Below are 21,914 nucleotides of genomic sequence, written 5' to 3' on the forward strand. Positions count from 1 at the left end.
CCGCCGCCGCCAAGCATAATCTCTCCAGCATCGGACAGACGGCGAGCGATGGTAAGAATTTCTTTCTGCGCAGCTTCAACTTCACTGATACGAATAGGTCCCATCGCTTCCAGATCATCCTGGAGCATTTCAGCGGCACGTTTAGACATATTCTTAAAGATTTTTTCTTTAAGCTGCTCATCGGCCCCTTTCATTGCCCGCTGCAGCTGCTCGCCGGGTACTTCACGTAATAACGCCTGTGTACCGCGGTCATCAAGATCAATAAGGTTATCGAAGACAAACATCAGATCCTGAATCTGCTGACTCATATCTTCATCAGTTTCTCGTAAAGAGTCCATTAACGGCCCCTCAATACCAGTATCAAGATAGTTCATGATATCCGCAGCGGCTTTCGTACCACCCATTTTAGCGGCCTGTGCACCGGCCTGACCGGCAAACTGTTTCTCCATGATCTCATTTAATTCTTGTAACGCGGCAGGCTGAACCTCTTCCAGATCGGCAATACGCATCATCAGATCCAGACGGTTTTTCTCAGGGAACTGAGTTAATATCTCCGCAGACTGTTCGGGATCTAAATAAGACAAAACGATAGTCTGAATTTGCGGATGCTCATTCTGAATAATCGACGCTACTTGCCGTGCATCCATCCATTTCAGTGAGTCGAGACCTTTTGAGCCGCTGCCGAGAATAATCTGATCAACCAGATTACCTGCTTTATCTTCCCCTAGCGCTTCAATTAATGACGCCCTGACAAAATCTTCACTGTCCAAGCCGATATTACTATATTTTTGAATATCTTCAATAAATGCACGGTGTACACTGGTGACTTTAGTTTGTGAAGAATCTTCTAAAGCCGCCATCTGCATCCCTAATTTCTGAACCTGTTTCGGCTCTAAATTACGAAAAATCTGAGCAGCATCTTCAGGTGTCAGACTAAGCATCAGCAGTGCTGACTTTTCAACCCCCGTTAAAGAGGAAACATCAAACTCGGCAGCGACCTCGGTGCCTTTGCCCTCCGCCGCTTTAGGATCTTTTTTATTTTTATCAGCCATTAGCTACTCTTTGATTGCTTGTACAGATACCTCGGTACCTTAGTTGTTTATCTATTGCGGATAAAGTTTATTTTTATCCTTCATCAGTCAATAACCACTCTTTAATTACTTGCGCAGATAACCCCGGTTCATTAGCAACTAATGCACGCACGGCTTTAAGCAGATCTTCATCTTTATGCAGATCCGGCAGTGTGATCTGCCCGTTACTGATACCAAACTCAACCCCGGTATTTTCATCATCATCAGATAATAACTGCAGGTTGTCACTACCGACCGAACCGATTGCACCACCTAAGTCATATTCATCAACCTGCTCAATCGTTTCAGGGTAAAGCAGTTTTTTCATAATCGGGCGAACAATTAATAACAGCGTCAGCAGTATCACTAACATACTGCCTCCGAAACGAACATAACCCTGAAAAGTTTCCGTTTTCCAGAACGCCTCTTCAGCAACAGCTGCCAGGTCGGGACGGTTAAACCTTACGCTTGCAATTTCCAGAATATCACCGCGTTCTTTATTGATACCTAAACCACCCGCCAGTAACCGCTGGATACTATCTACTTCTTCCTGCGGCCTAGGTGCATATGACACTTCACCGGCTTCGTTGGTGGTAGCTTTGTAGTCTAACGCAACGGATACAGCCAGGCGGTCTACCTTACCCACTTTATGTTTAATATGAGTAACCGTGGTATCAACTTCATAATTTCTAGTTGATTCATTATGCGATGTACCGTCAGATGAGTCTGAAAACTCACCGCCTTCTTTCAGTTCCTCAGGAGTGGCCGAGTTAGCCGGCGGCTGGTTGCTTAATGCGCCGGGAACTGAGCCTGCAACTGAACTGGATGATTTTGTTTCAACCAGCATTTCACTTCTAACAGCCTGATTTGACGGATTAAAGGTTTTTTTCGTCTCTTCAACGATGGTGAAGTCCATTGCTAAATCAACTTCAGAGGTATAATTGGCTAAACCTAAAACAGGGATCAAAATTGCATCAATTTTAGCTTTGTACTCTTCTTCACGCTCTCTCTCTAAAGCAAACTCTTTACTTGACTGAGCAGAAAGTCCGCTCTTACTGCCGGAGTGCAGTAAACGCCCGCGCTGATCGCTGACCGTAACATTGTTAGGCGACAGTCCCTGCACAGCAGATGCAACGATATCAACAATAGAATCAATCTCTTGAGGGGACAAGCTGTAAGAGCGGCTGGTTGTCACTACAACCGTTGCGCTTGCTTTACGCTCTTTTCTAGCGAAAACGCTCTCTTTGGGAATGGCTAATAAAACCTGCGCATTGGTAATATTTTTCATCTCTTTAATGGCCAGTGCCAGCTGACGCTCACGGCTTAACTTTAAGCGTTCTTTTTCCACCCGCTGACTAACCCCGAAGCCCATATCCTGCAGTAAAATACTATCACCGTCTTCGGTATCATCATTCACTAAACCAGCACGTGTCATCAGCAGTTTAATTTTCTGATACTGATCGGAAACCACCAGTACTGAATTGCCTTCAAGCTTGTATTGAATTTTCTGTTTGTCAAGGAAATCCAGGGTGCCGATTAATTCATCGGTCTGATAAGTGCCAAGCGGACGATAATCAGCTTCTTTTCCCCAGGACCAGATAATGACTACAATTGCCAGAACAATTAACAAACCAATAATCATGCTGATCTGACGCAGTACATCAACATTTGAAAAAAATGAAGCTAACGCGCCTTTTTCCGGCGGAGCAAGTGTCTCATCACCTTCAAAGCTGCTGTTACTCATCAGCATATCTTGATTGTTATCTAACTCAGCCACTGTATTTCCCTTTAATTACTCATACTTCCAATATACTAAACCGGCATGCTCATCACTGACTTATAGGCTTCAACCACTTTATTACGTACTTGTACTGTTGCTTCAAACGCCAGACTTGATTTGTTGGCGGCAATCATCACTTCACCTAAACTAACCTCTTTATCACCCATTTCAAAACGATTACGTAATTCCGAGGTGTTTTGCTGCAGGCCGTTCACATTATCGACAGCCTGTTTGAGCATTTTCGAAAAATCAGAATGTGAAGAACTGACAGACTGACTGGAAATATCACTGTCTAAACTTTTAGTCTTCAGCCCCTGCATCTGCAGTTCATTAAATAAAGATGAGGTATTATTAAGATTCATAATGTTTATCCGTTTATTGACACATATAGAGATTACTGCAATATTTATGCCATAAAAAAGCGCTGATTATTCAGCGCTCTTAGATCAAAATAAATTATGAATTTTAAAATTAACCTTTCAATTTCTCTAATTCTGCATCTAACTGCTGCTCGGCACGCTGAGCCTTGAACTCCTGATATAAAACATCTTGCTGCTGCGCAGACATCGGGCGTTTAGCTTCATTAATCAAACCGTCAAAGATATCTTTGGTGGAATCCTGCCCGACTGCAACCAGTACACATAAGTTGTCTTTACCTGCGATTTTAACAACATCTGTTTTGACCGGATTAGTGCCGGTAAGAGTCTGCTGCGTAACCTGTTTAGAAACACTTGAAAAGGTTGAACCGGATTCGACACCAGATGCAACTTCAATTTTGTCGCGATAGCTTTTGTCCATCGCACTAACGCGGGTTTCAATACGCTGAGCTAAAGACGTACGCGCATTTGCAAGCGCCTGCTGCTTATCTATGGACATGTTACCCGAGAATAAAACGCACTCTGAAACAGCAATCCCATCTTCAACTTGAGGGTTTAAAATCCAGCTTGGGATTGCACCCACTGAAGTTTCTTCTTTAGGGGTGCTAGAAGAACAAGCAGCTAAAAAAGCAATGGCAGACAGACTTAATATATTTAATTTAAATGACATAAAATTTTCCCTGAAATGAAAAGGATACGGAAGTACTGCAAAACTACCAGAGAGTATATACCCATTCTGCGGCAAGATGCTAACTCAAGGATATATCAGTGATTTATTTGTTCTGCGTTTTTAAATAATCCGTCATATCCTGAGCAGGCATAGGTTTGCCGTAATAATAACCCTGAATATTAAAACAGCCGTTATCTGCCAGAAAATTGACCTGCTTAATAGTTTCGACTCCTTCTGCAATAACATCAAGGTGAAGGTTTTTTGCCAGGGAAATAACCGACATAGTAATAGCAGCATCATCCTCATTTTCAGGTAAACCTCGAACAAACGACTGATCTATTTTTAATTTATTAATGGGCAGATGTTTCAGGTAAGAGAGTGATGAATAACCGGTGCCAAAATCATCTATCGCAAGTTCAATGCCCATTGCACTGATCTGCTTTAATATCAGAATCGCATTCTCGGGATTAATCATAATCTGCCCCTCTGTCACCTCTAATGCTAACCACTCTGGCTTACAATTTGTGTCTTTAAGCATATTGCTGAGCATTTCTATAAAATCATCCTGCTGCAGCTGCTTCATAGCAAGATTCAGCGCTAACACTCCGGGATTCAAGCCCATTTCATACCAGGTAACTAACTGCCTCATCGCTTTGCGCATGGTCCATTGATCCAGCTTAATAATAAGACCGGTTTCCTCCGCCAGAGTCATAAATTTAGCAGGAGATACCATGCCCATAACCGGATGCATCCAGCGAATTAATGCTTCCATACCCACTAATTTTCCGCTTTTGGCATCAACTTGGGGCTGATAGTAAACAATAAACTCTTCTTTGCTGACAGCACTGCGCAGACTGCTTTCCATAACAATACGTTCAAAAGCTTTTTCGGTCATCTCTTCGGTATAAAAGCGCGAGGTATTGCGTCCTTCATCTTTGGCTTTATACATAGCGGCATCGGCATTTTTTAATAATTCATCGGCATTTTTTCCATCTTGGGGGTAAACCGCAATGCCTATGCTCAATGTACTGTATAAACTCTGCCCCGATATGCAGATAGCCTGAAGCATGGTTTTCTGCAGCTTATCAACGATATCGATCACCATCTCAGTGTTATATAATTCACTTAATACGATGGCAAATTCGTCCCCGCCTAAACGGGCAACGGTATCCGTACTGCGAACATTGTCAGTTAAGCGTTCGGCAACTTTTTTAATCACCTGATCACCGATCTGATGACCCAGTGAATCATTAATCTCTTTAAAATGATCTAAATCTATCAATAAAATTGCTAGTGAATTTTTCGCTCTGAGTGATAACTTAATAGTCTGTTCAATCCGGTCCAGCAGCAGTGTCCGGTTAGGCAGGCTGGTCAACTGATCGTAAGATGCCTGATATTCCAGTGTTTCTTTTTGTTCCTGCACTTCACTTTTAAGACGCATGTATTGACTAATATCACGCGAAATACCCAATACGCCTAATATATGATCTGCATTTTTATACAGGGGAGATTTTGATGTACTTAACAATACACGCTGACCGTCCGGGTAAGTGACCCATTCATCATTAATAACATTACGTTTTTTAGTGAGAACACTCTTATCCTTAGCTTGAAAAAAAGCGCCCAGTTCTTCACCTAATATTTCAATATCGGTCCGCCCGACAATCTCTTTTTTTGGTTTACCAATAAACTGTTCAAAGGCTTTATTACAACCTAAATAACGACCGTCTGCATTTAAATAATCTTTATAAAAGATAAGATCTGGTGTGCCGTTTAATACTGAATTCAAAACCGCATTCTGACTGCTCAGCTTGTCATTATTCGCCAGTTCCTCGGTAATATCCCTACTTACCTGTATCATACCCAATGACTGGTTTTCCCCCACCGGACTGAGGGAATAACGAATACTCCGCCCTTTTACTTTATCGCTGACCACCATATTAGTTAGAGAACGATGCCCTTTTACAGCTAAGCAGACGGGACATTCATCCTCTTCAAGATAAGCGGGGTGCAGGAAGTTATGATTCCCCTTACCCACAACTGCAGATGCAGGGATGCCGATAAAATGTTCAGCAGCTCTGTTAATCTGCACGATTTTTCCATCGGCGGAAAGAATAATGACCGGAATAGGAATTGCGTTATAGCTGCTGACCCCTTTCTTCATCATTTCCAGAGGTTTTTCTAATCCCCCTTTGACTACAGCGGTAAAAATAAACCAGAAGGATAAAAATTTACTTAAGTGTCCGATAAGGTTAAAAAAACCGTCAATATCTGTATATAAGGTAAAACAAAATTCAGAAAAAATAGTCAATAAAACAGCGGCCTGAATTTTCCAGTACAGCGAATCATTAAAGTATTTTTTTTTCCTGTAATTGACAAATAAAGTTGCGCCAAGAATCAGCATAACCATATATTCCAGCTCGGTTTTTAACAAGCTTAATCCATCCACAGAACTATATAGGGATAACGGCCTGAATATAGAAACAACAGTAATAATCATGACGGTAAGGCTGCAGAGAGCAATAATCACAGAGCCCTTCAGTTTATGTTCAAACAAAAATACAGCAGCAAATAAAACGGAGGCTTCAAAAAGGCGGGTAAAAATCCAGATAGAGAGAGTGGTATTTAATGCCTGTGAAGCTATAAACGGCATACCGGGGAAGGTTAATACATGCAGTAGGTCCAAGAACGCAACAGAAAAGTACCCCAGACCGATAAACTGCAGGTAATGATTCCGGGTAAACGGATAAGTGTAATAAACAATAACACCTAGACTTAATGCAACAAAAACAGCAAAAAACTCGGCAAAAAAATGAAACAACAGGTACTGGCCGTAAATGCCGATCAAAAACAGAATAAGCATAATCACAACAGGTATAATACTGCTGGATATAAATGTTAAAAACATGCTTTTATATTTAATTTCCGGCATCAACATCCTTATGCGCTATTTTTGTTTTACTTTTATAAATAATAGACTCTTAATAGCAAAACTGAGCTTATCTGCAGCCTTTTTATCGCAGCTCATTAGTATAAAAAAGCCCCCGACTAAACCAGTAGTCAGGGGCTGCAGAGACAGGGTTTATCTCTTTTAACCAAACAAAATATTAATCAGTAAATTCCGGGTAGGCTTCTAACCCGCAGTCGTGTAGATCCATACCGGTTTGTTCCTCTTCCGCAGTAACACGAATGCCCATCACCGTCTTAATAACAGCCCAGACAATCAGTGATGCGCTAAACACAAAACCGAAGATAACTGCCGCACCGTATAACTGAGTAATGAAAGAAGCGCTGCTGTTAGTTAGAGGGACCACTAACAGACCAAACAACCCGCACACACCATGCACTGATAATGCACCAACAGGATCATCTAACTTTAATTTATCAAAAGTAATAATACTGTAAACAACGATCACCCCGGCAACAGCACCAATACCGGCGGCAAAAAGAGGAGACGGGGATAACGGATCTGCAGTAATAGCAACCAGACCGGCTAAGGCACCGTTTAAAATCATGGTTAAATCAGCTTTACCCCATTTAAACTTACTTACCAGCAGGGCAGCAATGGCACCTGTTGCTGCCGAAGCATTAGTATTAACAAAAATAAGGCCGACAGCACTTGCATTCTCAGCATCTGAAATCATTAACTGTGAACCGCCGTTAAAACCAAACCAGCCCATCCATAAGATAAATGCCCCTAATGTTGCCAACGGCATATTAGAACCAGGGATAGGATGAACTGAACCATCTTTACCGTATTTTCCTTTACGTGCTCCCAGTAAAATAACAGCGGCTAATGCGGCTGCAGCCCCTGCCAGATGTACAATACCCGAGCCGGCGAAATCGCTAAAACCCGCTTCCGAAAGGAAACCGCCGCCCCAAGTCCAGTAACCTTCTATCGGATAGATAAATGCAGTTAGAAACACAGTAAAGATCAAAAATGACCAAAGTTTCATACGTTCAGCCACCGCACCGGATACAATCGACATGGCCGTTGCGACAAAGACCACCTGAAAGAAGAAATCAGACTCAAGAGAGTGACTCGCACCTTCAGCCTGAGTACCGATTAACCCTCCAAATGAAGGTAACCAGCCGCCGGCGGTATTATCCACGTACATAATGTTATAACCGACTAATAAGAACATGGTGCAGGCAATTGCATATAAAACTACGTTTTTAGTTAAAATTTCAGTGGTATTTTTTGAGCGTACTAAACCCGCTTCTAACATGGCAAATCCAGCGGCCATCCACATCACCAGCACACCAGACATTAAAAAATAAAAGGTGTCGAGAGCAAATCTAAGTTCCGTTACTGTGTTTTCCATAATAAGATCCTTGTTACAAATTTATGACTGATTTAAAGTGCTTCTTCATCAAGCTCACCAGTACGAATACGTACTACCTGCTCAAGCGGGCGAATAAATATTTTCCCGTCACCAACCTTGCCGGTTTTAGCCGCTGTAGTAATAGCCTCCACCAAACGATCCACATCTTCATTTTTCAATGCAATTTCTAACTGCACTTTAGGCAGGAAATCAACCTGATATTCGGCGCCTCGATAAAGCTCGGTATGGCCTTTCTGCCTGCCGAACCCTTTTACCTCTGAAACGGTTACCCCGGCAATGCCGGCATCCATAATCGCTTCTCTTACTTCATCTAACTTAAATGGTTTAATTATGGCGGTTAACATTTTCATGGTAATTCCTCTTATGTTGTAAATTAATGTCATGCATTCTTTTAATAAACAAAACACCTCCCCCCGGAGCATTTCTTTTAACACTATGTTTACAAGTAACATGCCAACAAAATAAACAACCAAAATACAAACACTTACAGATAATGCGTGAAGTAAACACTGTTATGACGCACCAATACAGTGCGCTAATTCCCCCTTTTATGCACCGAAACAAACCAATAGATAAATATTACTTAGAACTTTTAACAAAAGATTAAGACTAATCAGAGGATTGTTTCTGATAAGCGCTGTTTGCGGATAAATACCTGCACTGCCTCTAGCAAACAAGAGGACATCTGCTATAGTGCGTATCAAAATTTTTGTTCTAATAACTCAAAGGTATCTCCCATGAAAAAAATAAGCCTGTTGCTTATCACTTTCTTTTTAAGTTTCAATGTGCTTGCAGCTCCCCGAGTCATTCCGAATGCGCCTGCAATTGCGGCAAAAGGCTACCTGTTAATAGATTTTGATTCAGGAAAAGTAATTGCAGAAAATAACAGTGAGCAGTCACTGAACCCTGCGAGCCTGACGAAAATGATGACCAGTTACATCATCGGACATGAAATTAAATCCGGTAACTTAAAAACCACAGACAAAGTAACCATTTCAGAAAAAGCCTGGTCTAAGAATTTCCCTGATTCATCAAAAATGTTTATTGAAGTAGGTAAAGAGGTGAGCGTAGAAGACCTTAACCGCGGAATTATCATCCAGTCAGGCAATGATGCTTGTGTAGCAATGGCCGAGCATATTGCCGGTAGTGAAAGTGCATTTGCTGATCTGATGAACTCATGGGCAGTGCAGCTGGGTATGGTGAATACGCATTTTGTAAACAGCCACGGCTTAACGGCAGCAGATCATTACACGACGGCACAGGATATGGCTATTCTCGCCAAAGCATTAATCCGCGATGTGCCTGAAGAATACAAAATCTACAGTGAAAAATCATTCGAGTATAACGGTATTAAGCAGTACAACCGTAACGGCCTGCTATGGGATAAAAGCTTAAATGTTGACGGAATGAAAACCGGCCATACTAAAGCGGCAGGTTACAGCCTTGTTTCATCTGCAACCAAAGACGGTATGCGTCTGATCAGTGTTATGATGGGAACAAAATCTGAAACATCACGTAATGTTGAAAGCAAAAAACTGCTTAACTGGGGTTTCCGCTTTTTTGAAACACTGACTCCTTACAATGCCGGAGATCAGCTGGCTAACGAACGTATCTGGATGGGATCTCAGGAAAATATCCGCTTAGGTGTAGGCCAAAGCACTCCAATCACACTGCCTCGCGGTCAGGCTAAAAACCTAAAAGCTGATTTCGTTATTGAAGGCGAGCTGCGTGCCCCGGTACAGAAAGGCGATAAAGTCGGTGAAGTACATTATTCAGTTGATGATGAAACCGTTGCAACTTATGATTTAGTCGCGCTGGAAACAGTTGAAGAAGGCGGTTTATTCAGTCGTCTGATTGATTACATCAAATTATTATTTATTGGTTGGTTTGGTTAATTCTATCCCCATATAATGGGTGAAATAAAAGTGAGGCTTTTGTCTCACTTTTTTATTATTAGCGAATTCTATTATAGCCCCTGGAGTTAACCATGGCATTAAACACTAAATTTGACGAACTGTTAGAGTTCCCCTGTACCTTTGCATTTAAAGTAATGGGTGTTGCTGATCCTAAAATGATGCTGGACGTAATTGCAGTTATTCAAAAACATGCACCGGGCGATTATTCGCCGAAAGTAAAGCCCAGTTCAAAAGGAACTTATCATTCATTATCTATCCCGGTCACAGTCACCAGTAAAGAACATATTGAAGCTATCTACACGGATTTAAATGATCTTGAACTGGTTCGTTATATTCTTTAATCCTCAACTATTGAATTAAAGAATCGAGTTAAAAAGTCATAAAGCTTGGAATATTATTCAGCGATGAACGAATTAGATAAACAGCTTAAAATACGCTATCTGGGCTTGCAGGACTATCTCACCACCTGGCAGGCAATGAGTGATTTCACCAGCCAGCGTGATGCATCAACGGTTGATGAAATATGGCTGGTTGAACATCCGCCGGTATTTACTCAAGGTAGTGCAGGAAAAGCAGAGCACCTACTCCAGCAGACGGAGATTCCTGTTGTACAAAGCGATCGGGGCGGACAGATAACCTTCCATGCCCCCGGGCAGCTGATTGTTTATCTGTTAATTAATATTCGCCGTAAAGATTTTAATGTGAGAAGCTTAGTTACCATTATCGAAGAGAGTATTATTAATTTATTAGCTGATTATAATATTCACGCGATAGCCAAAGCAGATGCACCGGGAGTTTATGTCAAAGGGAAAAAAATCGCATCGCTTGGACTGAAAATACGAAAAGGCTGTTCATTTCACGGGCTGGCATTGAATGTCGATATGGATTTATCTCCTTTCCAGCAGATTAATCCATGTGGTTACGCCGGGTTAGAAATGACTCAATGTAAAACTGAAGGCCTGAAACTTTCAGTTTCTCAATTAGCGCCGTTATTAATTGAAAAAATGAATCAACAATTAAATTATTCACAGATAGAGAGTTTTTTTCATGAGCAATAAACCAAGTCAATTAACTGCAGGCAAAAAACTGCGTGATGCCGATAAACTTTCTCATATCCCGATCAAAGTTATTCCGTCTGACAAAACCACTATGCTGAAAAAACCAGCATGGATGAAAATAAAACTTTCTACTGACAATACCCGAGTCAGTGAAATTAAAGCAGCTCTGCGTAAAAACAAACTGCACTCCGTTTGTGAAGAAGCATCATGTCCTAACCTTAATGAATGCTTTAATCACGGCACGGCCACCTTTATGATCCTGGGTGATATCTGCACCCGCCGCTGCCCGTTCTGCGATGTCGGTCATGGTAAACCACTGGCGCCGGATGCCGATGAACCAAAAAAATTAGCTGAAACCATTAAAGATATGAAGCTTAAATATGTGGTCATCACCTCGGTAGACAGAGATGATCTACGTGATGGTGGTGCACAGCATTTTGCAGACTGTATCCGCGAAATCCGTCTTCTCAATCCTTCAATCAAAATTGAAATTTTAGTGCCAGACTTTAAAGGCAGAATGGATAAAGCATTAGCCTGTTTTGCCGTTGATGTGCCGGATGTGTTCAACCACAACTTAGAAACCGCGCCGCACCTGTACAAACAGGTACGCCCTGGTGCCGATTATAACTGGTCACTGCAGCTGCTTAAAAAATTCAAAGAACAGCATCCCGAAATCCCGACAAAATCAGGGCTAATGATGGGACTGGGTGAAACTAACCAGGAGATTGAGCAGGTTATTCAAGATCTTGGCGACCATGGCGTGACAATGCTGACTTTAGGTCAATATCTGCAGCCGAGCCTGCAGCACCTTGCTGTTGAACGCTACGTGCCGCCGGCAGAATTTGACGCGCTTGGGGAAAAAGCCAAAGCAATTGGGTTTGACCATGCCGCATGCGGTCCCTTTGTACGCTCTTCATACCACGCAGACTTACAGGCGTCGGGTCAAGAAGTTAAATAAGTTTAAAACTATATTTCTGATATAAAAAAGACCGCCTGTTATATATTCATAACAGGCGGTCTTTTTGTATGTTCGCTTATACCAATTCCATTAATTAGGTGCTCTATTTAGGCGTAGGAAAAATGGATGGAAGCAAGGCGTTGATTGCCGTAACTAGTTATTCTAATTACAAAATCAAGAGCGAAGCTAGCGTCCATTTTAACAAGAATCAATAAATATAAAATTTAGTAGATTTGGTATTAAACAAGCTTAAACTGCGTCGCCGGCCTCATTAAAAATAAGAATATTAGACTCGTTAAAACCTATCGTTAAGGGATCCCCTTTACGGTACTTTAACTGCTTTGATGACTTTAGTTTTACATTAACAGAAGCTTCAGACAGATCGGCATAGATTAAGGTTGAATCTCCCTGTAACTCGCTCAGCGTTGCATCTGCTGTTAAGGTAAAATCATTCTCCTCATTTAATCTAAGGTGCTCAGGACGTAAACCGATAAACAGTTGCTCACCGTCAGAAAGCGCCGCATGCTCCTGTTTAAGCTGAATAGGCGCTTGTCCTGCAATACTGATCACACCACCTTTACTGTATTGTGCCGGAATAATATTAATAGTTGGTGTACCGATAAATTCAGCCACAAAAATATTTTTAGGTGAATTATATAACTCAATCGGTGTGCCGACCTGTTCAATATTACCTTTATTCAACACCACAATACGGTCTGCCAGCGTCATAGCCTCAACCTGATCATGGGTAACATAAATCATGGTAGTATCTAACTTTTCGTGTAGCTGGCTGATTTCCTGACGCATCTGTACACGCAGTGATGCATCAAGATTAGAAAGCGGCTCATCAAATAGAAATACTTTCGGCTGCTGGACAATAGAACGTCCGATTGCCACTCGCTGTCTTTGACCACCCGACAAGTTTTGCGGTAGTCTCTCAAGCATGGTATCAAGTTGTAGGATTTTACTCGCATTCGCAACACGCTTTTTAATTTCTTCTGCTGGTGTTTTAATATTTTTTAAACCGAATTCAAGATTTTCTCTCACTGACATATGCGGATACAATGCATACGACTGGAAAACCATAGACAGGCCTCGACTACCGGCAGGCAGTTCAGTGACATCTTTTCCGCCAATAGAAACTGTGCCTGAAGTAATATCTTCTAGGCCGGCGATCATACGCAGCAGAGTAGACTTGCCGCAGCCGGACGGACCGACCAGTACCAAAAATTCACCTGAGTTAATGTCTAAACTCAAATCTTCAATAGTAGGCGTTTTATCGTAATATTTTTTTATGTTGCGTAATGTTAAATTGCTCATGCTAAGTAAATCCTATGATAAGTTAAATTATGAATTAATAATGACTAAAAGTTCTTGTGTTTTCTGTTCAACAAGCGCTTGTGAGCCTCTCGATTCAACATTTAGACGGATCACGGCTTCTGTGTTTGAGCTGCGCAGATTGAAACGCCAATCTGTAAACTCCATACTCAAACCATCGATATGGGTCACATTCAACGCAGCAGCCTGATACGCATCAGAAATAGCGGCAATAGTCTTTTCAGGATCACTGACTAACGTATTGATTTCACCAGAAATAGGATAAAGCTCGACACGCTGCTCAACAAGTTTTGATAATACTTCATTTTTCTTACTGATTAATTCAATTACCAGAAGCCATGGGATCATACCGCTGTCGCAGTAGCCAAAATCTCGGAAATAATGATGCGCACTCATTTCACCGCCGTAGACAGCATTCTCTTTACGCATTCTTTCTTTAATAAATGCATGTCCGGTTTTCGATTCAATTGCAGTACCAGTCAAAGAAGCAACCAGATCCTGGGTATTCCAGGTAAGCCTTGGGTCATGAATTATTTTTTCACCAGCATGCTGCAGCAGGAAAGTATTCGCCAGCAGACCAACGATATAATAGCCTTCAATAAAGGCCGCATTTTCATCGAAAAAGAAACAGCGGTCAAAATCCCCGTCCCAGGCGATACCCAAATCAGCACCGTGACTTAAAATTGCCTTCTGTGTATCTGTTCTGTTTTCCAACAGCATCGGATTAGGGATACCGTTCGGGAAAGAGCTGTCAGGCTCATGATTAACTTTAATAAACTCAACCGCAACACCTGTTTGTTTAAACCTTTCTTCAATCGCATCAATAGTTGGACCCGCAGCGCCGTTACCAGCGTTAACGACAATTTTCAACGGTTTTAACTGTTCAGCATTTATGTAACTCAGAAGGTGGCTGACATAAGCGTCACGGTTAGATAAAAGCTTGTACTGACCTTTATTTTCTACCGGTGCAAAATTATTTTCTTCAGCCAGCGCTTTAATAGCATTTAAGCCGGTATCACCACTGATCGGTTTAGCATCTTCACGTACCAGCTTCATACCGTTAAAATTAATCGGATTATGGCTGGCTGTCACTTCGATGCCGCCGTCTAAGTTTAATGAACGCGTCGCGTAATATATCTCTTCTGTACCAACCATACCGATATCAATAACATCACAGCCGCCGTCCATTAAACCTTTTGCTAGTGCCTGCTTAAAAAGCTCTGAAGTCTTGCGAATATCGCCGCCTACCGCAACGGTTTTAGGTTTTAACCACTCGCAGTACGCACGCCCGATACGGTAAACGATATCTTCATTTAAATTTTCGCCTATTTCACCGCGAATATCGTAAGCTTTAAAACATGTCAAATTTGTCATTATTTTCCTCTTATTTTTAAGTTGATTCTCTAACAATAAGTTCGAAGTCAAGATCGTGATGAACAACTGACTTGTGATCCAGCAGCAGCTGGATTGCAACTTCTCCCTTTTGTTTTGGATTTTGAGATACTGTAGTTAGCGGAATAACCGGCTGAACAACGGTAATATCATCAAAACCGGTAATAGCAATATCCTGTGGAATTTTCATTCCCTGAGCCAGACAATACTCAGCGGCGCCGTAAGCAAAACGGTCCGAAAAACAAACTAATGCGGTAATATCCGGGTTATGCTTCAAAATAGCTTCTGCTGCTAATCTGCCGTGCTCTTCATCGTGATCAATTTCATACAGACAGCAGTTTTCAAGGGAGATATCAGCTTGTGAAAAGCTCTCTAAACAACCACTGAAACGCGTCATCATCACATCATTATCACCGCTTACCGGCTTATTTAAGGTACTCAGGCCACAGCTGTTCTGCTGCGACGGGAAAGAGATAATACCGAACTGCCTATGTCCTTTGCTGAGCAGGTGCTCACAAACGGTCTGCATCGCTTTAAAATTATCGATTGAGACACTGGAGTGCTGCTCAGTGACAAAATCGGTTGTCACAATCGGTACGCCTTTGGCAATTGCTTTTTTAATAACCATATCCTGATTGTGAGTCGCATTTAAAATATAACCGTCAACTAATGCGTTTAAGGCATTAGATTTAGATTCCTGCTCATTTTTTAGCGGGATAAGTACAATATTGACAGTCGCTTTCTCACACTGAGAGGCAATACCAGCCATTAACTGCAGATCGTGCTGATCAGTAAATACATAACTAAGTGAATCATTAAAAATGACACCTATTGACCCAGACTTTCCGGTTCTTAAACTGCGCCCAATATTATCGGGGCCATGGAAGTTAACTGACTCCGCATATTCAAAAATACGTTTCTTAAGACTAACCGAGAGTTTTTCCGGGCGGTTATAAGCATTCGAAACCGTGGTATGCGTGACTCCCAAGTCTTTTGCTATCGACTTCAACGTTACCTTTTTTACTTTCGTCATTTTTATATCGTCCAATATATTGATCGTAAAATTACGTTATTGTGATTAATATTTTTATAAATACTAACCTGGAGTTTATCGTTAAACACGCTGTATTACCACTTTGTTTCACGATAAACACAAAATGTGCTCATTACTATATTTAACGATAATCAAAACTGTTTTTTGTGACGTGTTTATCGTTAAACAAAATAATTCCCGCTCTCTTGTTTATCGTTAAACAAAAAGTGATTTTTTGTGACGTGTTTATCGTTAAACAATACTTATTTCGTGTTAGATTAAAAATAGAAAGTATGTGAGCTACCCTATATTTGTGTTTATAGATATTAAATTAAAGAGGATTACAGTCATGAGACTTAGTAATGTAAAAGTAACAATTGCCGGTTTATTTTCGTTGGCACTAGTCGCAGGGTGCGGCTCAGAAAAAGAGGAAAGCGCTTCACTGAAAATGTGGGTCGCACCTAATGCAGCACAGGAAGTATTCTGGACAGCAGTGACTAGTGAGTGGAATAGTATCCCTGGTAATAAACCCGTTGAATTCACTACCATCCCTGCCACGGGAAGTTCTGAAGAAGCGGTAATGAGCGCACTGGCATCGGGTACTGAACCAGATATTACCACTAATATATTCAGTGGTTTTGCAGCTCAACTGCACGGACTTAACCAGATTGTTGATTTCTCTAAACTCGAAGGTTACAGCGAACTTATCGAACAACGTCAAATGCACAATATCATGACTTCCTGGGATTATGACGGTGCAAAACCGGTTATTCCAATTTATGTTAACCCGGTAATGTACTGGTGGCGTACAGATATCCTGAAAGAAAACGGTTTTGATAAAATCCCGACCTCTTATGATGAAATTTATGCACTTTCAGAAAAATTTACCATTCCGAATAAACAGTACGCTGTTCAAGTCGCAGCCGGCAAAAACTGGTGGGACCGCTGGTTTGATTTCGTTACTTTCTATTACGCTCAGTCTGATGGTATGCAGTACGTTGAAAACAACCAGGCGACCTATAACAATGAAGCCGGTTTAGAAGTATTAGGCTTTATAGATAAGATGTTTGCCAACAAATGGGCAAATTATGACTTTGGTGCCAATGATCCACTGACCACTGGTGAGTTAATTGGTGCGGTAAGAGGACCTTGGGACATCTCTCGTTATGAGCAGCAGCATCCGGAAATATTAAAAACTATCAAATTAGGACCAATCCCGACTAAAGACGGTGCATCAGATAAGAAAACAGCCACTTTTGCAGACAGCAAAGGCTTGGTTTTATTCAAGTCATCTGAGATGCAGGATGATGCCTGGAAGTTCATCAACTGGGTTTATTCTAATCCTAAGTTTGATTTAGAGTGGATAAAAGCAACCAGCCAGCCTCCAGCCCGCGGTGATTTAACCAGTAACCCGATCTTTAGTGATTATTATAAAAACAATCCGTTAGCAAAAGGTTTTGCTGAATATGTGGATGTTGCGATCCCTTCTGCTTCTACTTCTGAAACGGTTGCAGTACAGCGCAGCATGACCCAGATGCTGGAGCGCCTTATCTTTACTGACAGTGAAATTAAGAACTCAGTAGATACGTCGGTTGAAGAAGTTAACAAGCTATTAGGTAAATAACATGATTAAAGGACTCAATATAAAAGAATCAGCGCAGGGAGGGCTGATTGCCTCGACATATCTGGGTTATTCCTTAGTTTTCTGGATATTTCCTTTTGTCTGGCTGCTGATTTTAACCTTTTCCGACTGGCAGTTTATCGGTACACCAAGCTTTAGCGGCCTGGATAACTTTTTTAATGTTATTCAGGATCCACTGTTCTGGAAATCGATGAAAAATGTATTTCGTTTCCTGATGTACTATCTGCCGATGGTGATTTTTGCCTCCCTGTTCTTTGCTTTAGGGTTAAAGAAAATTAAATACGGCAAAAGCTTTATCGCACTCAGCTTCTTGTTAGCTAACGTGTCATCCGGGGTAGCTTACTCAATTGTATTTTCTAAGCTGTTCAGTGATACAGGGCCGATCAATGATTTTATGAACTCTGTGTTTGGTTTTACCATTCCCTGGTTTACCAATCCTGATTTTGCGATGTTTTCTATCGCCATTGTTATCACCTGGAAGTTTGTCGGCTATTACGGCCTGATATTCTATTCCGGTCTGGTTTCTATCCCTAAAGAGATTTATGACGCGGCAGAGCTCGATCAGACAGGTCCGGTTAAACGCCTGTTCAAAATCACACTGCCGCTGATGAATGCACAGATAATTATGGTGGTCGTGCTGGCAATCACAGTGGCGTTCGGGATATTTACCGAACCTTATCTGATAACCGGCGGCGGTCCGTTAGAAAGTACTACGACTCCGATGGTTGTTATGTATGAAGCAGCTTTCCAGCGTATGGAACCAAGCTGGGCGGCAACCATGTCCATTTTCGTTGCGATCATCAGCTTTACCCTTATCTGGGTATTAAGAAAGCTTTTCGAAAAAAATATAGAGATTGTTTAATATGAAAAAGATGTCACTTTCGAGTATGGCTATTCATGCAGTTATGCTGCTGTTAGCCGTATCATGGTTATACCCTTACATCTGGATGGTGCTCTCTTCACTCAAAGATACTGCCGATATCTATTCGACAGGTTTATTTGAAGGCCCGTTTTCATTTGATAATTATATCTTTCTTTTTGACGGCTCTGAACGTGTAGAAAGGCCGTTTTTAAGAACGTTATTTAATTCATTCTTTATTTCAATCACCGTTACTTTAAGCGTAACAATCAGTTCTGCTTTTATCGGTTACGCACTGGCGAAAATGAAATTCAGAGGACAGGGGCTGTTTAAAAACTTTCTGATTATTCAGATGGTTTTTCCGGCATTTATGTTCATTATTCCGCAGTTCCTGCTTATCCGGGAATTTAATTTAATCAACACCTACAGTGCTTTGATCATTCCTTTCCTAATGAGCGGCTGGGGCATATTCATGGTGTCGCAGAGTTTTAAAGGTACGCCGAATGACTATATTCACGCAGCTAAATTGGACCACGCAAATATGTGGAAAATACTAGTGCACGTGATGATGCCGCTGAACAAATCGATTCTCGCTATTGTTGCACTATTCACCTTTACCGGTGTCTGGGACAACTTCCTATGGCCGTTAATCGTTATGCAGGAAGTAGAGAAGATGCCTTTATCAGTACTGCTGGCCAACTTCAGTAAATCATACGGTGTATATGTCGGCCCGGTTCTGGCCGGTTCAGTGGTACAGACTCTGCCGATTGTGGTCCTGTTTATTGCATTCAGAAAGTACTTCCTGCAGGGAATGTCACTCTCTTTGAAATAGGATGGTCATATGAAACAACTACCTTGGTGGCGCAGCAGTGTTTTTTATCAGGTTTACCTGCCTTCGTTTGCAGATGGAAACGAAGACGGGACGGGTGATTTTGCCGGCCTGATTGAGCGCCTCGACCATATTGCATCACTCGGTGTGAAAGGGATCTGGGTAACGCCATTCTACCCTTCACCCCTGGTTGATAACGGTTATGACATCAGCAATTACTGTGATGTCGACCCGAGATTTGGGGATCTGGATTTATTCAGAAAATTTGTGGATGCCTGTCATGAACGGGGCATAAAAGTCATTATTGATCTGGTGGTCAACCATGTATCAAAACAGCACCCGTGGTTTCAGGATGCGTTAAATAATGTCGACAGCCCTTATCGTGATTACTTTATTTTTTCTAAAAATCCGAACAACTGGCAGTCCTTTTTCTCCGGCTCTGCCTGGGAAAAAGAGGAGCACACTGACTACTTTTATTATCACAAGTTTTCAAGTGAGCAGATCGATCTTAACTGGGCAAATCCCCAGGTAGAGAAAGAGATCCTCAGTGTGATTGATTTCTGGATCGACTACGGCGTTGACGGTTTCCGTTTTGATGTCATTAATTTTCTGACAACCGATGGAATAGGTTTAGACAACCCGTTCAAAGAAGATCAGCAGGAGCACAAACACGATATAAACCAGCCGGGTGTTTTAGATGCGGTATCGCGTATTGCTCAGCATATACGTGCAAAAGGGGATTATTTTTTAGTGGGAGAAGTGGGCAGTGAAGATCTGTCCCTGCTCACTCAGTATCAGTCAGCGCAGCATTTAGATGTTGTTTTTAATTTCAACCTCGGCAGCCAGGAGAAGTTTGATTTAGAAAAAATTTATAGCGAAATGAAAAAAATGAACAGTGATATGTCCGGTGTACCGACACTGTTTTTTTCAAGTCATGATATGCCGAGAATGATCAGTCGTTTTGGCGAATCACAACGAGATATTAAACGGGCGGCCGCAGTCTGTGCACTGCAGTTTACCGCACTGGGAGTGCCGTTTATTTATAACGGTGAAGAGATAGGCATGACCGATTTTATTCCGGAATCATTACAGGAGATTAGTGATATTCAGGGAAAAAATGCCTATAAAACAGCAAAAGACAAAGCTCATAGTGATGAGCAGGCACTGCTGACCGCAATTAAAGAAACACGCGACAACTCACGTTCGCCGATGCAATGGAACAGCAGCCAGAATGCAGGTTTTTCATCCGCTTTACCGTGGATGAAAATAAATAAAAATTACAGGGACGTTAATGTAGAAAAACAGCTGTCTGACAGCAGCTCGATTCTAGCGGCGTATAAGAAGCTGATCTTAATTCGAAACAGTGAACCCGTGCTATGGCAGGGGGAATATGAATTCTTTGAGAAAAACGGCGAGATTATACACTTTCAAAGAAGTCTTAATAATCAGTATATAGAGGTTCTAATCAACTTTGGTGAAGCAGCTGTTAACCCGACATTTGCAGACAGCGGGCACACATTGTTCGGCACAGACCAGCAGTATATTGAGAAAAACGAAATTTTAATTAAAAAAGGCTCAAAATGAAAATTACACGTTATATTAACAACCCGATTATTTCACCTAAAGATGTAAAACCTTCACAGCCCGGCTTTAAAGTTGACTGTGTATTTAATGCCGGTGTTATTAAAACAGACACTGAAGTAATACTGCTGCTGCGTATTGCTGAAAGTATTATTTCCGACTCGAATGAGCAGATCAAAGTACCTCTTTTGATTGAAGATAACGGCCAGTGGCTGCCGCAGATTAAAATATTTGATCTCAATGATCCGCTTTACTGTTTTGATGATCCACGTGAGATCAAGCTTGTTGCCGATCCGAGTGTGGTTTTTCTAACATCAATGTCACACCTGCGTATCGCACGAAGCAGTGACGGTATTAACTTCGATATTTCCGATAGTGCGTTTATTGCACCGGACAACAAATATGAGCAGTTCGGCTGTGAAGATGCACGTATTACACAAATCGACGACCTGTATTACATCAACTACTCGGCAGTTTCTCCTTTTGGTATCACTACCGCGCTGGCTTCTACCACTGATTTTAACAGTGTGACTAAACACGGCATTTTATTCAGCCCGGATAATCGCGACGTATGCTTATTTCCTGAAAAGATAGACGGAAAATATATGGCACTGCACCGCCCTGCACCGAAACATTTTGGTAAACCTGAAATATGGATAACCGAATCACCGGATATGGTGCATTGGGGGGCACATCAGCACCTGCTAGGCAGCTCTGAAGATGACTGGGACAGCCTTAAACTCGGCGGCGGCGCACCTATGATAAAAACAGCTAAAGGCTGGCTGCAGATTTATCACGGTGTTGATGCACAGCAGCGTTACTGCTTAGGTGCACTACTTCTTGACCTGGAGAATCCGACTAAAATATTAGCAAAATCTGCCACACCGCTGCTTGAGCCGCAGGCCCCTTACGAGCTTGAAGGTTTCTTCGGTAATGTTGTATTTACCTGTGGTGCTTATATTGATGAAAATATTTTAAATATTTATTACGGCGCGGCTGATGAGCATATGGCACTTGCACAGATCAGCGTTGATGAACTTTGGAACCACCTACAACTTAACTAAG

19 protein-coding genes are annotated in these 21,914 nt (G+C 41.7%); 9 read left to right on the forward strand and 10 right to left on the reverse strand.

The window, feature by feature from the left end; all coding sequences use genetic code 11:
- From fliG to G327_RS0109515, 7 genes are all read right to left on the reverse strand, one after another.
- A partial coding sequence (gene fliG, locus G327_RS24355) for a flagellar motor switch protein FliG (RefSeq protein WP_019614533.1) occupies window positions 1–1,052 on the reverse strand: 1,052 nt, incomplete at its 3' end.
- A 73-nt stretch (window positions 1,053–1,125) separates the two neighbouring features.
- On the reverse strand, window positions 1,126–2,847 hold the full coding sequence (fliF, locus tag G327_RS0109490; protein ID WP_019614534.1) for a flagellar basal-body MS-ring/collar protein FliF: 1,722 nt from the start codon (window positions 2,845–2,847) through the stop codon (window positions 1,126–1,128).
- Between the two features lie 35 nt (window positions 2,848–2,882).
- Entirely contained in the window at window positions 2,883–3,212 is a 330-nt protein-coding gene (fliE, locus tag G327_RS0109495; RefSeq protein ID WP_019614535.1) for a flagellar hook-basal body complex protein FliE, read from the reverse strand.
- Window positions 3,213–3,321: 109 nt separating this feature from the next.
- A complete protein-coding gene (locus tag G327_RS0109500; protein ID WP_019614536.1) occupies window positions 3,322–3,897 on the reverse strand; it encodes an LPP20 family lipoprotein in 576 nt (191 codons plus the stop codon).
- A gap of 103 nt (window positions 3,898–4,000) precedes the next feature.
- Complete coding sequence (locus G327_RS26485) at window positions 4,001–6,829, reverse strand: bifunctional diguanylate cyclase/phosphodiesterase (protein WP_019614537.1); 2,829 nt, start codon at window positions 6,827–6,829, stop codon at window positions 4,001–4,003.
- Between the two features lie 175 nt (window positions 6,830–7,004).
- Complete coding sequence (locus tag G327_RS0109510; RefSeq protein ID WP_019614538.1) at window positions 7,005–8,222, reverse strand: ammonium transporter; 1,218 nt, start codon at window positions 8,220–8,222, stop codon at window positions 7,005–7,007.
- Window positions 8,223–8,254: 32 nt separating this feature from the next.
- On the reverse strand, window positions 8,255–8,593 hold the full coding sequence (locus G327_RS0109515; RefSeq protein WP_019614539.1) for a P-II family nitrogen regulator: 339 nt from the start codon (window positions 8,591–8,593) through the stop codon (window positions 8,255–8,257).
- 387 nt (window positions 8,594–8,980) lie between these two features.
- Between G327_RS0109515 and G327_RS0109520 the strand changes: the two genes are divergently transcribed.
- The 4 genes from G327_RS0109520 (at window position 8,981) to lipA (ending at window position 12,175) form a co-directional block, all read left to right on the forward strand.
- Window positions 8,981–10,138 carry a D-alanyl-D-alanine carboxypeptidase family protein gene (locus G327_RS0109520; RefSeq protein WP_019614540.1) on the forward strand — a complete coding sequence of 386 codons (1,158 nt, stop codon included), beginning with the start codon at window positions 8,981–8,983 and terminating at the stop codon, window positions 10,136–10,138.
- 92 nt (window positions 10,139–10,230) lie between these two features.
- Window positions 10,231–10,500 carry a DUF493 family protein YbeD gene (ybeD, locus tag G327_RS0109525; protein ID WP_019614541.1) on the forward strand — a complete coding sequence of 90 codons (270 nt, stop codon included), beginning with the start codon at window positions 10,231–10,233 and terminating at the stop codon, window positions 10,498–10,500.
- Between the two features lie 63 nt (window positions 10,501–10,563).
- Window positions 10,564–11,217 carry a lipoyl(octanoyl) transferase LipB gene (gene lipB, locus G327_RS0109530; protein ID WP_019614542.1) on the forward strand — a complete coding sequence of 218 codons (654 nt, stop codon included), beginning with the start codon at window positions 10,564–10,566 and terminating at the stop codon, window positions 11,215–11,217.
- The gene (gene lipA, locus G327_RS0109535) at window positions 11,207–12,175 is read left to right on the forward strand and encodes a lipoyl synthase (RefSeq protein ID WP_019614543.1); all 969 of its coding nucleotides are present in this window, start codon (window positions 11,207–11,209) and stop codon (window positions 12,173–12,175) included. Before lipB ends, lipA begins: the two co-directional genes overlap by 11 nt.
- A 249-nt stretch (window positions 12,176–12,424) precedes the next feature.
- On the opposite strand, the gene G327_RS26825 is transcribed toward lipA, so the two are convergent.
- From G327_RS26825 to G327_RS0109550, 3 genes are read right to left on the reverse strand one after another with little or no spacing between them, the layout of a single operon-like run.
- Complete coding sequence (locus G327_RS26825; protein ID WP_019614544.1) at window positions 12,425–13,495, reverse strand: ABC transporter ATP-binding protein; 1,071 nt, start codon at window positions 13,493–13,495, stop codon at window positions 12,425–12,427.
- Between the two features lie 27 nt (window positions 13,496–13,522).
- Window positions 13,523–14,887: a phosphohexomutase domain-containing protein gene (locus G327_RS26830; RefSeq protein ID WP_019614545.1), complete on the reverse strand. Its 1,365-nt coding sequence runs from the start codon at window positions 14,885–14,887 to the stop codon at window positions 13,523–13,525.
- Between the two features lie 16 nt (window positions 14,888–14,903).
- Window positions 14,904–15,938, reverse strand: coding sequence for a LacI family DNA-binding transcriptional regulator (locus G327_RS0109550; RefSeq protein WP_026339284.1), 1,035 nt, complete (start codon window positions 15,936–15,938; stop codon window positions 14,904–14,906).
- Window positions 15,939–16,287: 349 nt separating this feature from the next.
- Here G327_RS0109550 and G327_RS0109555 point away from each other — a divergent pair, with 349 nt between their 5' ends.
- From G327_RS0109555 to G327_RS0109575, 5 genes are read left to right on the forward strand one after another with little or no spacing between them, the layout of a single operon-like run.
- A complete protein-coding gene (locus G327_RS0109555) occupies window positions 16,288–17,562 on the forward strand; it encodes an ABC transporter substrate-binding protein (protein ID WP_019614547.1) in 1,275 nt (424 codons plus the stop codon).
- Window position 17,563: 1 nt separating this feature from the next.
- Window positions 17,564–18,442: a carbohydrate ABC transporter permease gene (locus G327_RS0109560; RefSeq protein WP_019614548.1), complete on the forward strand. Its 879-nt coding sequence runs from the start codon at window positions 17,564–17,566 to the stop codon at window positions 18,440–18,442.
- Window position 18,443: 1 nt separating this feature from the next.
- Window positions 18,444–19,271 (forward strand): carbohydrate ABC transporter permease, encoded by an 828-nt coding sequence (locus G327_RS0109565; protein WP_019614549.1) that lies wholly within the window; start codon window positions 18,444–18,446, stop codon window positions 19,269–19,271.
- A 9-nt stretch (window positions 19,272–19,280) separates the two neighbouring features.
- Window positions 19,281–20,852, forward strand: a complete 1,572-nt coding sequence (locus G327_RS0109570) for an alpha-glucosidase (protein WP_019614550.1) — start codon at window positions 19,281–19,283, stop codon at window positions 20,850–20,852.
- Window positions 20,849–21,913 (forward strand): glycoside hydrolase family 130 protein, encoded by a 1,065-nt coding sequence (locus G327_RS0109575; protein ID WP_019614551.1) that lies wholly within the window; start codon window positions 20,849–20,851, stop codon window positions 21,911–21,913. The genes G327_RS0109570 and G327_RS0109575 overlap by 4 nt, the downstream gene beginning before the upstream one ends.
- The last annotated feature ends 1 nt before the right edge of the window (window position 21,914 follow it).

This window comes from Psychromonas ossibalaenae ATCC BAA-1528, assembly GCF_000381745.1.
Classification (GTDB): domain Bacteria; phylum Pseudomonadota; class Gammaproteobacteria; order Enterobacterales; family Psychromonadaceae; genus Psychromonas; species Psychromonas ossibalaenae.

Coding starts and splice junctions, on each gene's coding strand:
- G327_RS26825 (WP_019614544.1), bottom strand. CDS start 13,495: ATGAGCAATTTAACATTACGCAACATAAAAAAATATTACGATAAAACG.
- G327_RS0109560 (WP_019614548.1), top strand. CDS start 17,564: ATGATTAAAGGACTCAATATAAAAGAATCAGCGCAGGGAGGGCTGATT.
- G327_RS0109570 (WP_019614550.1), top strand. CDS start 19,281: ATGAAACAACTACCTTGGTGGCGCAGCAGTGTTTTTTATCAGGTTTAC.
- ybeD (WP_019614541.1), top strand. CDS start 10,231: ATGGCATTAAACACTAAATTTGACGAACTGTTAGAGTTCCCCTGTACC.
- G327_RS0109555 (WP_019614547.1), top strand. CDS start 16,288: ATGAGACTTAGTAATGTAAAAGTAACAATTGCCGGTTTATTTTCGTTG.
- G327_RS26485 (WP_019614537.1), bottom strand. CDS start 6,829: ATGCCGGAAATTAAATATAAAAGCATGTTTTTAACATTTATATCCAGC.
- G327_RS0109520 (WP_019614540.1), top strand. CDS start 8,981: ATGAAAAAAATAAGCCTGTTGCTTATCACTTTCTTTTTAAGTTTCAAT.
- lipB (WP_019614542.1), top strand. CDS start 10,564: ATGAACGAATTAGATAAACAGCTTAAAATACGCTATCTGGGCTTGCAG.
- G327_RS0109575 (WP_019614551.1), top strand. CDS start 20,849: ATGAAAATTACACGTTATATTAACAACCCGATTATTTCACCTAAAGAT.
- G327_RS0109510 (WP_019614538.1), bottom strand. CDS start 8,222: ATGGAAAACACAGTAACGGAACTTAGATTTGCTCTCGACACCTTTTAT.
- G327_RS0109500 (WP_019614536.1), bottom strand. CDS start 3,897: ATGTCATTTAAATTAAATATATTAAGTCTGTCTGCCATTGCTTTTTTA.
- fliE (WP_019614535.1), bottom strand. CDS start 3,212: ATGAATCTTAATAATACCTCATCTTTATTTAATGAACTGCAGATGCAG.
- G327_RS0109515 (WP_019614539.1), bottom strand. CDS start 8,593: ATGAAAATGTTAACCGCCATAATTAAACCATTTAAGTTAGATGAAGTA.
- G327_RS26830 (WP_019614545.1), bottom strand. CDS start 14,887: ATGACAAATTTGACATGTTTTAAAGCTTACGATATTCGCGGTGAAATA.
- G327_RS0109550 (WP_026339284.1), bottom strand. CDS start 15,938: ATGACGAAAGTAAAAAAGGTAACGTTGAAGTCGATAGCAAAAGACTTG.
- lipA (WP_019614543.1), top strand. CDS start 11,207: ATGAGCAATAAACCAAGTCAATTAACTGCAGGCAAAAAACTGCGTGAT.
- G327_RS0109565 (WP_019614549.1), top strand. CDS start 18,444: ATGAAAAAGATGTCACTTTCGAGTATGGCTATTCATGCAGTTATGCTG.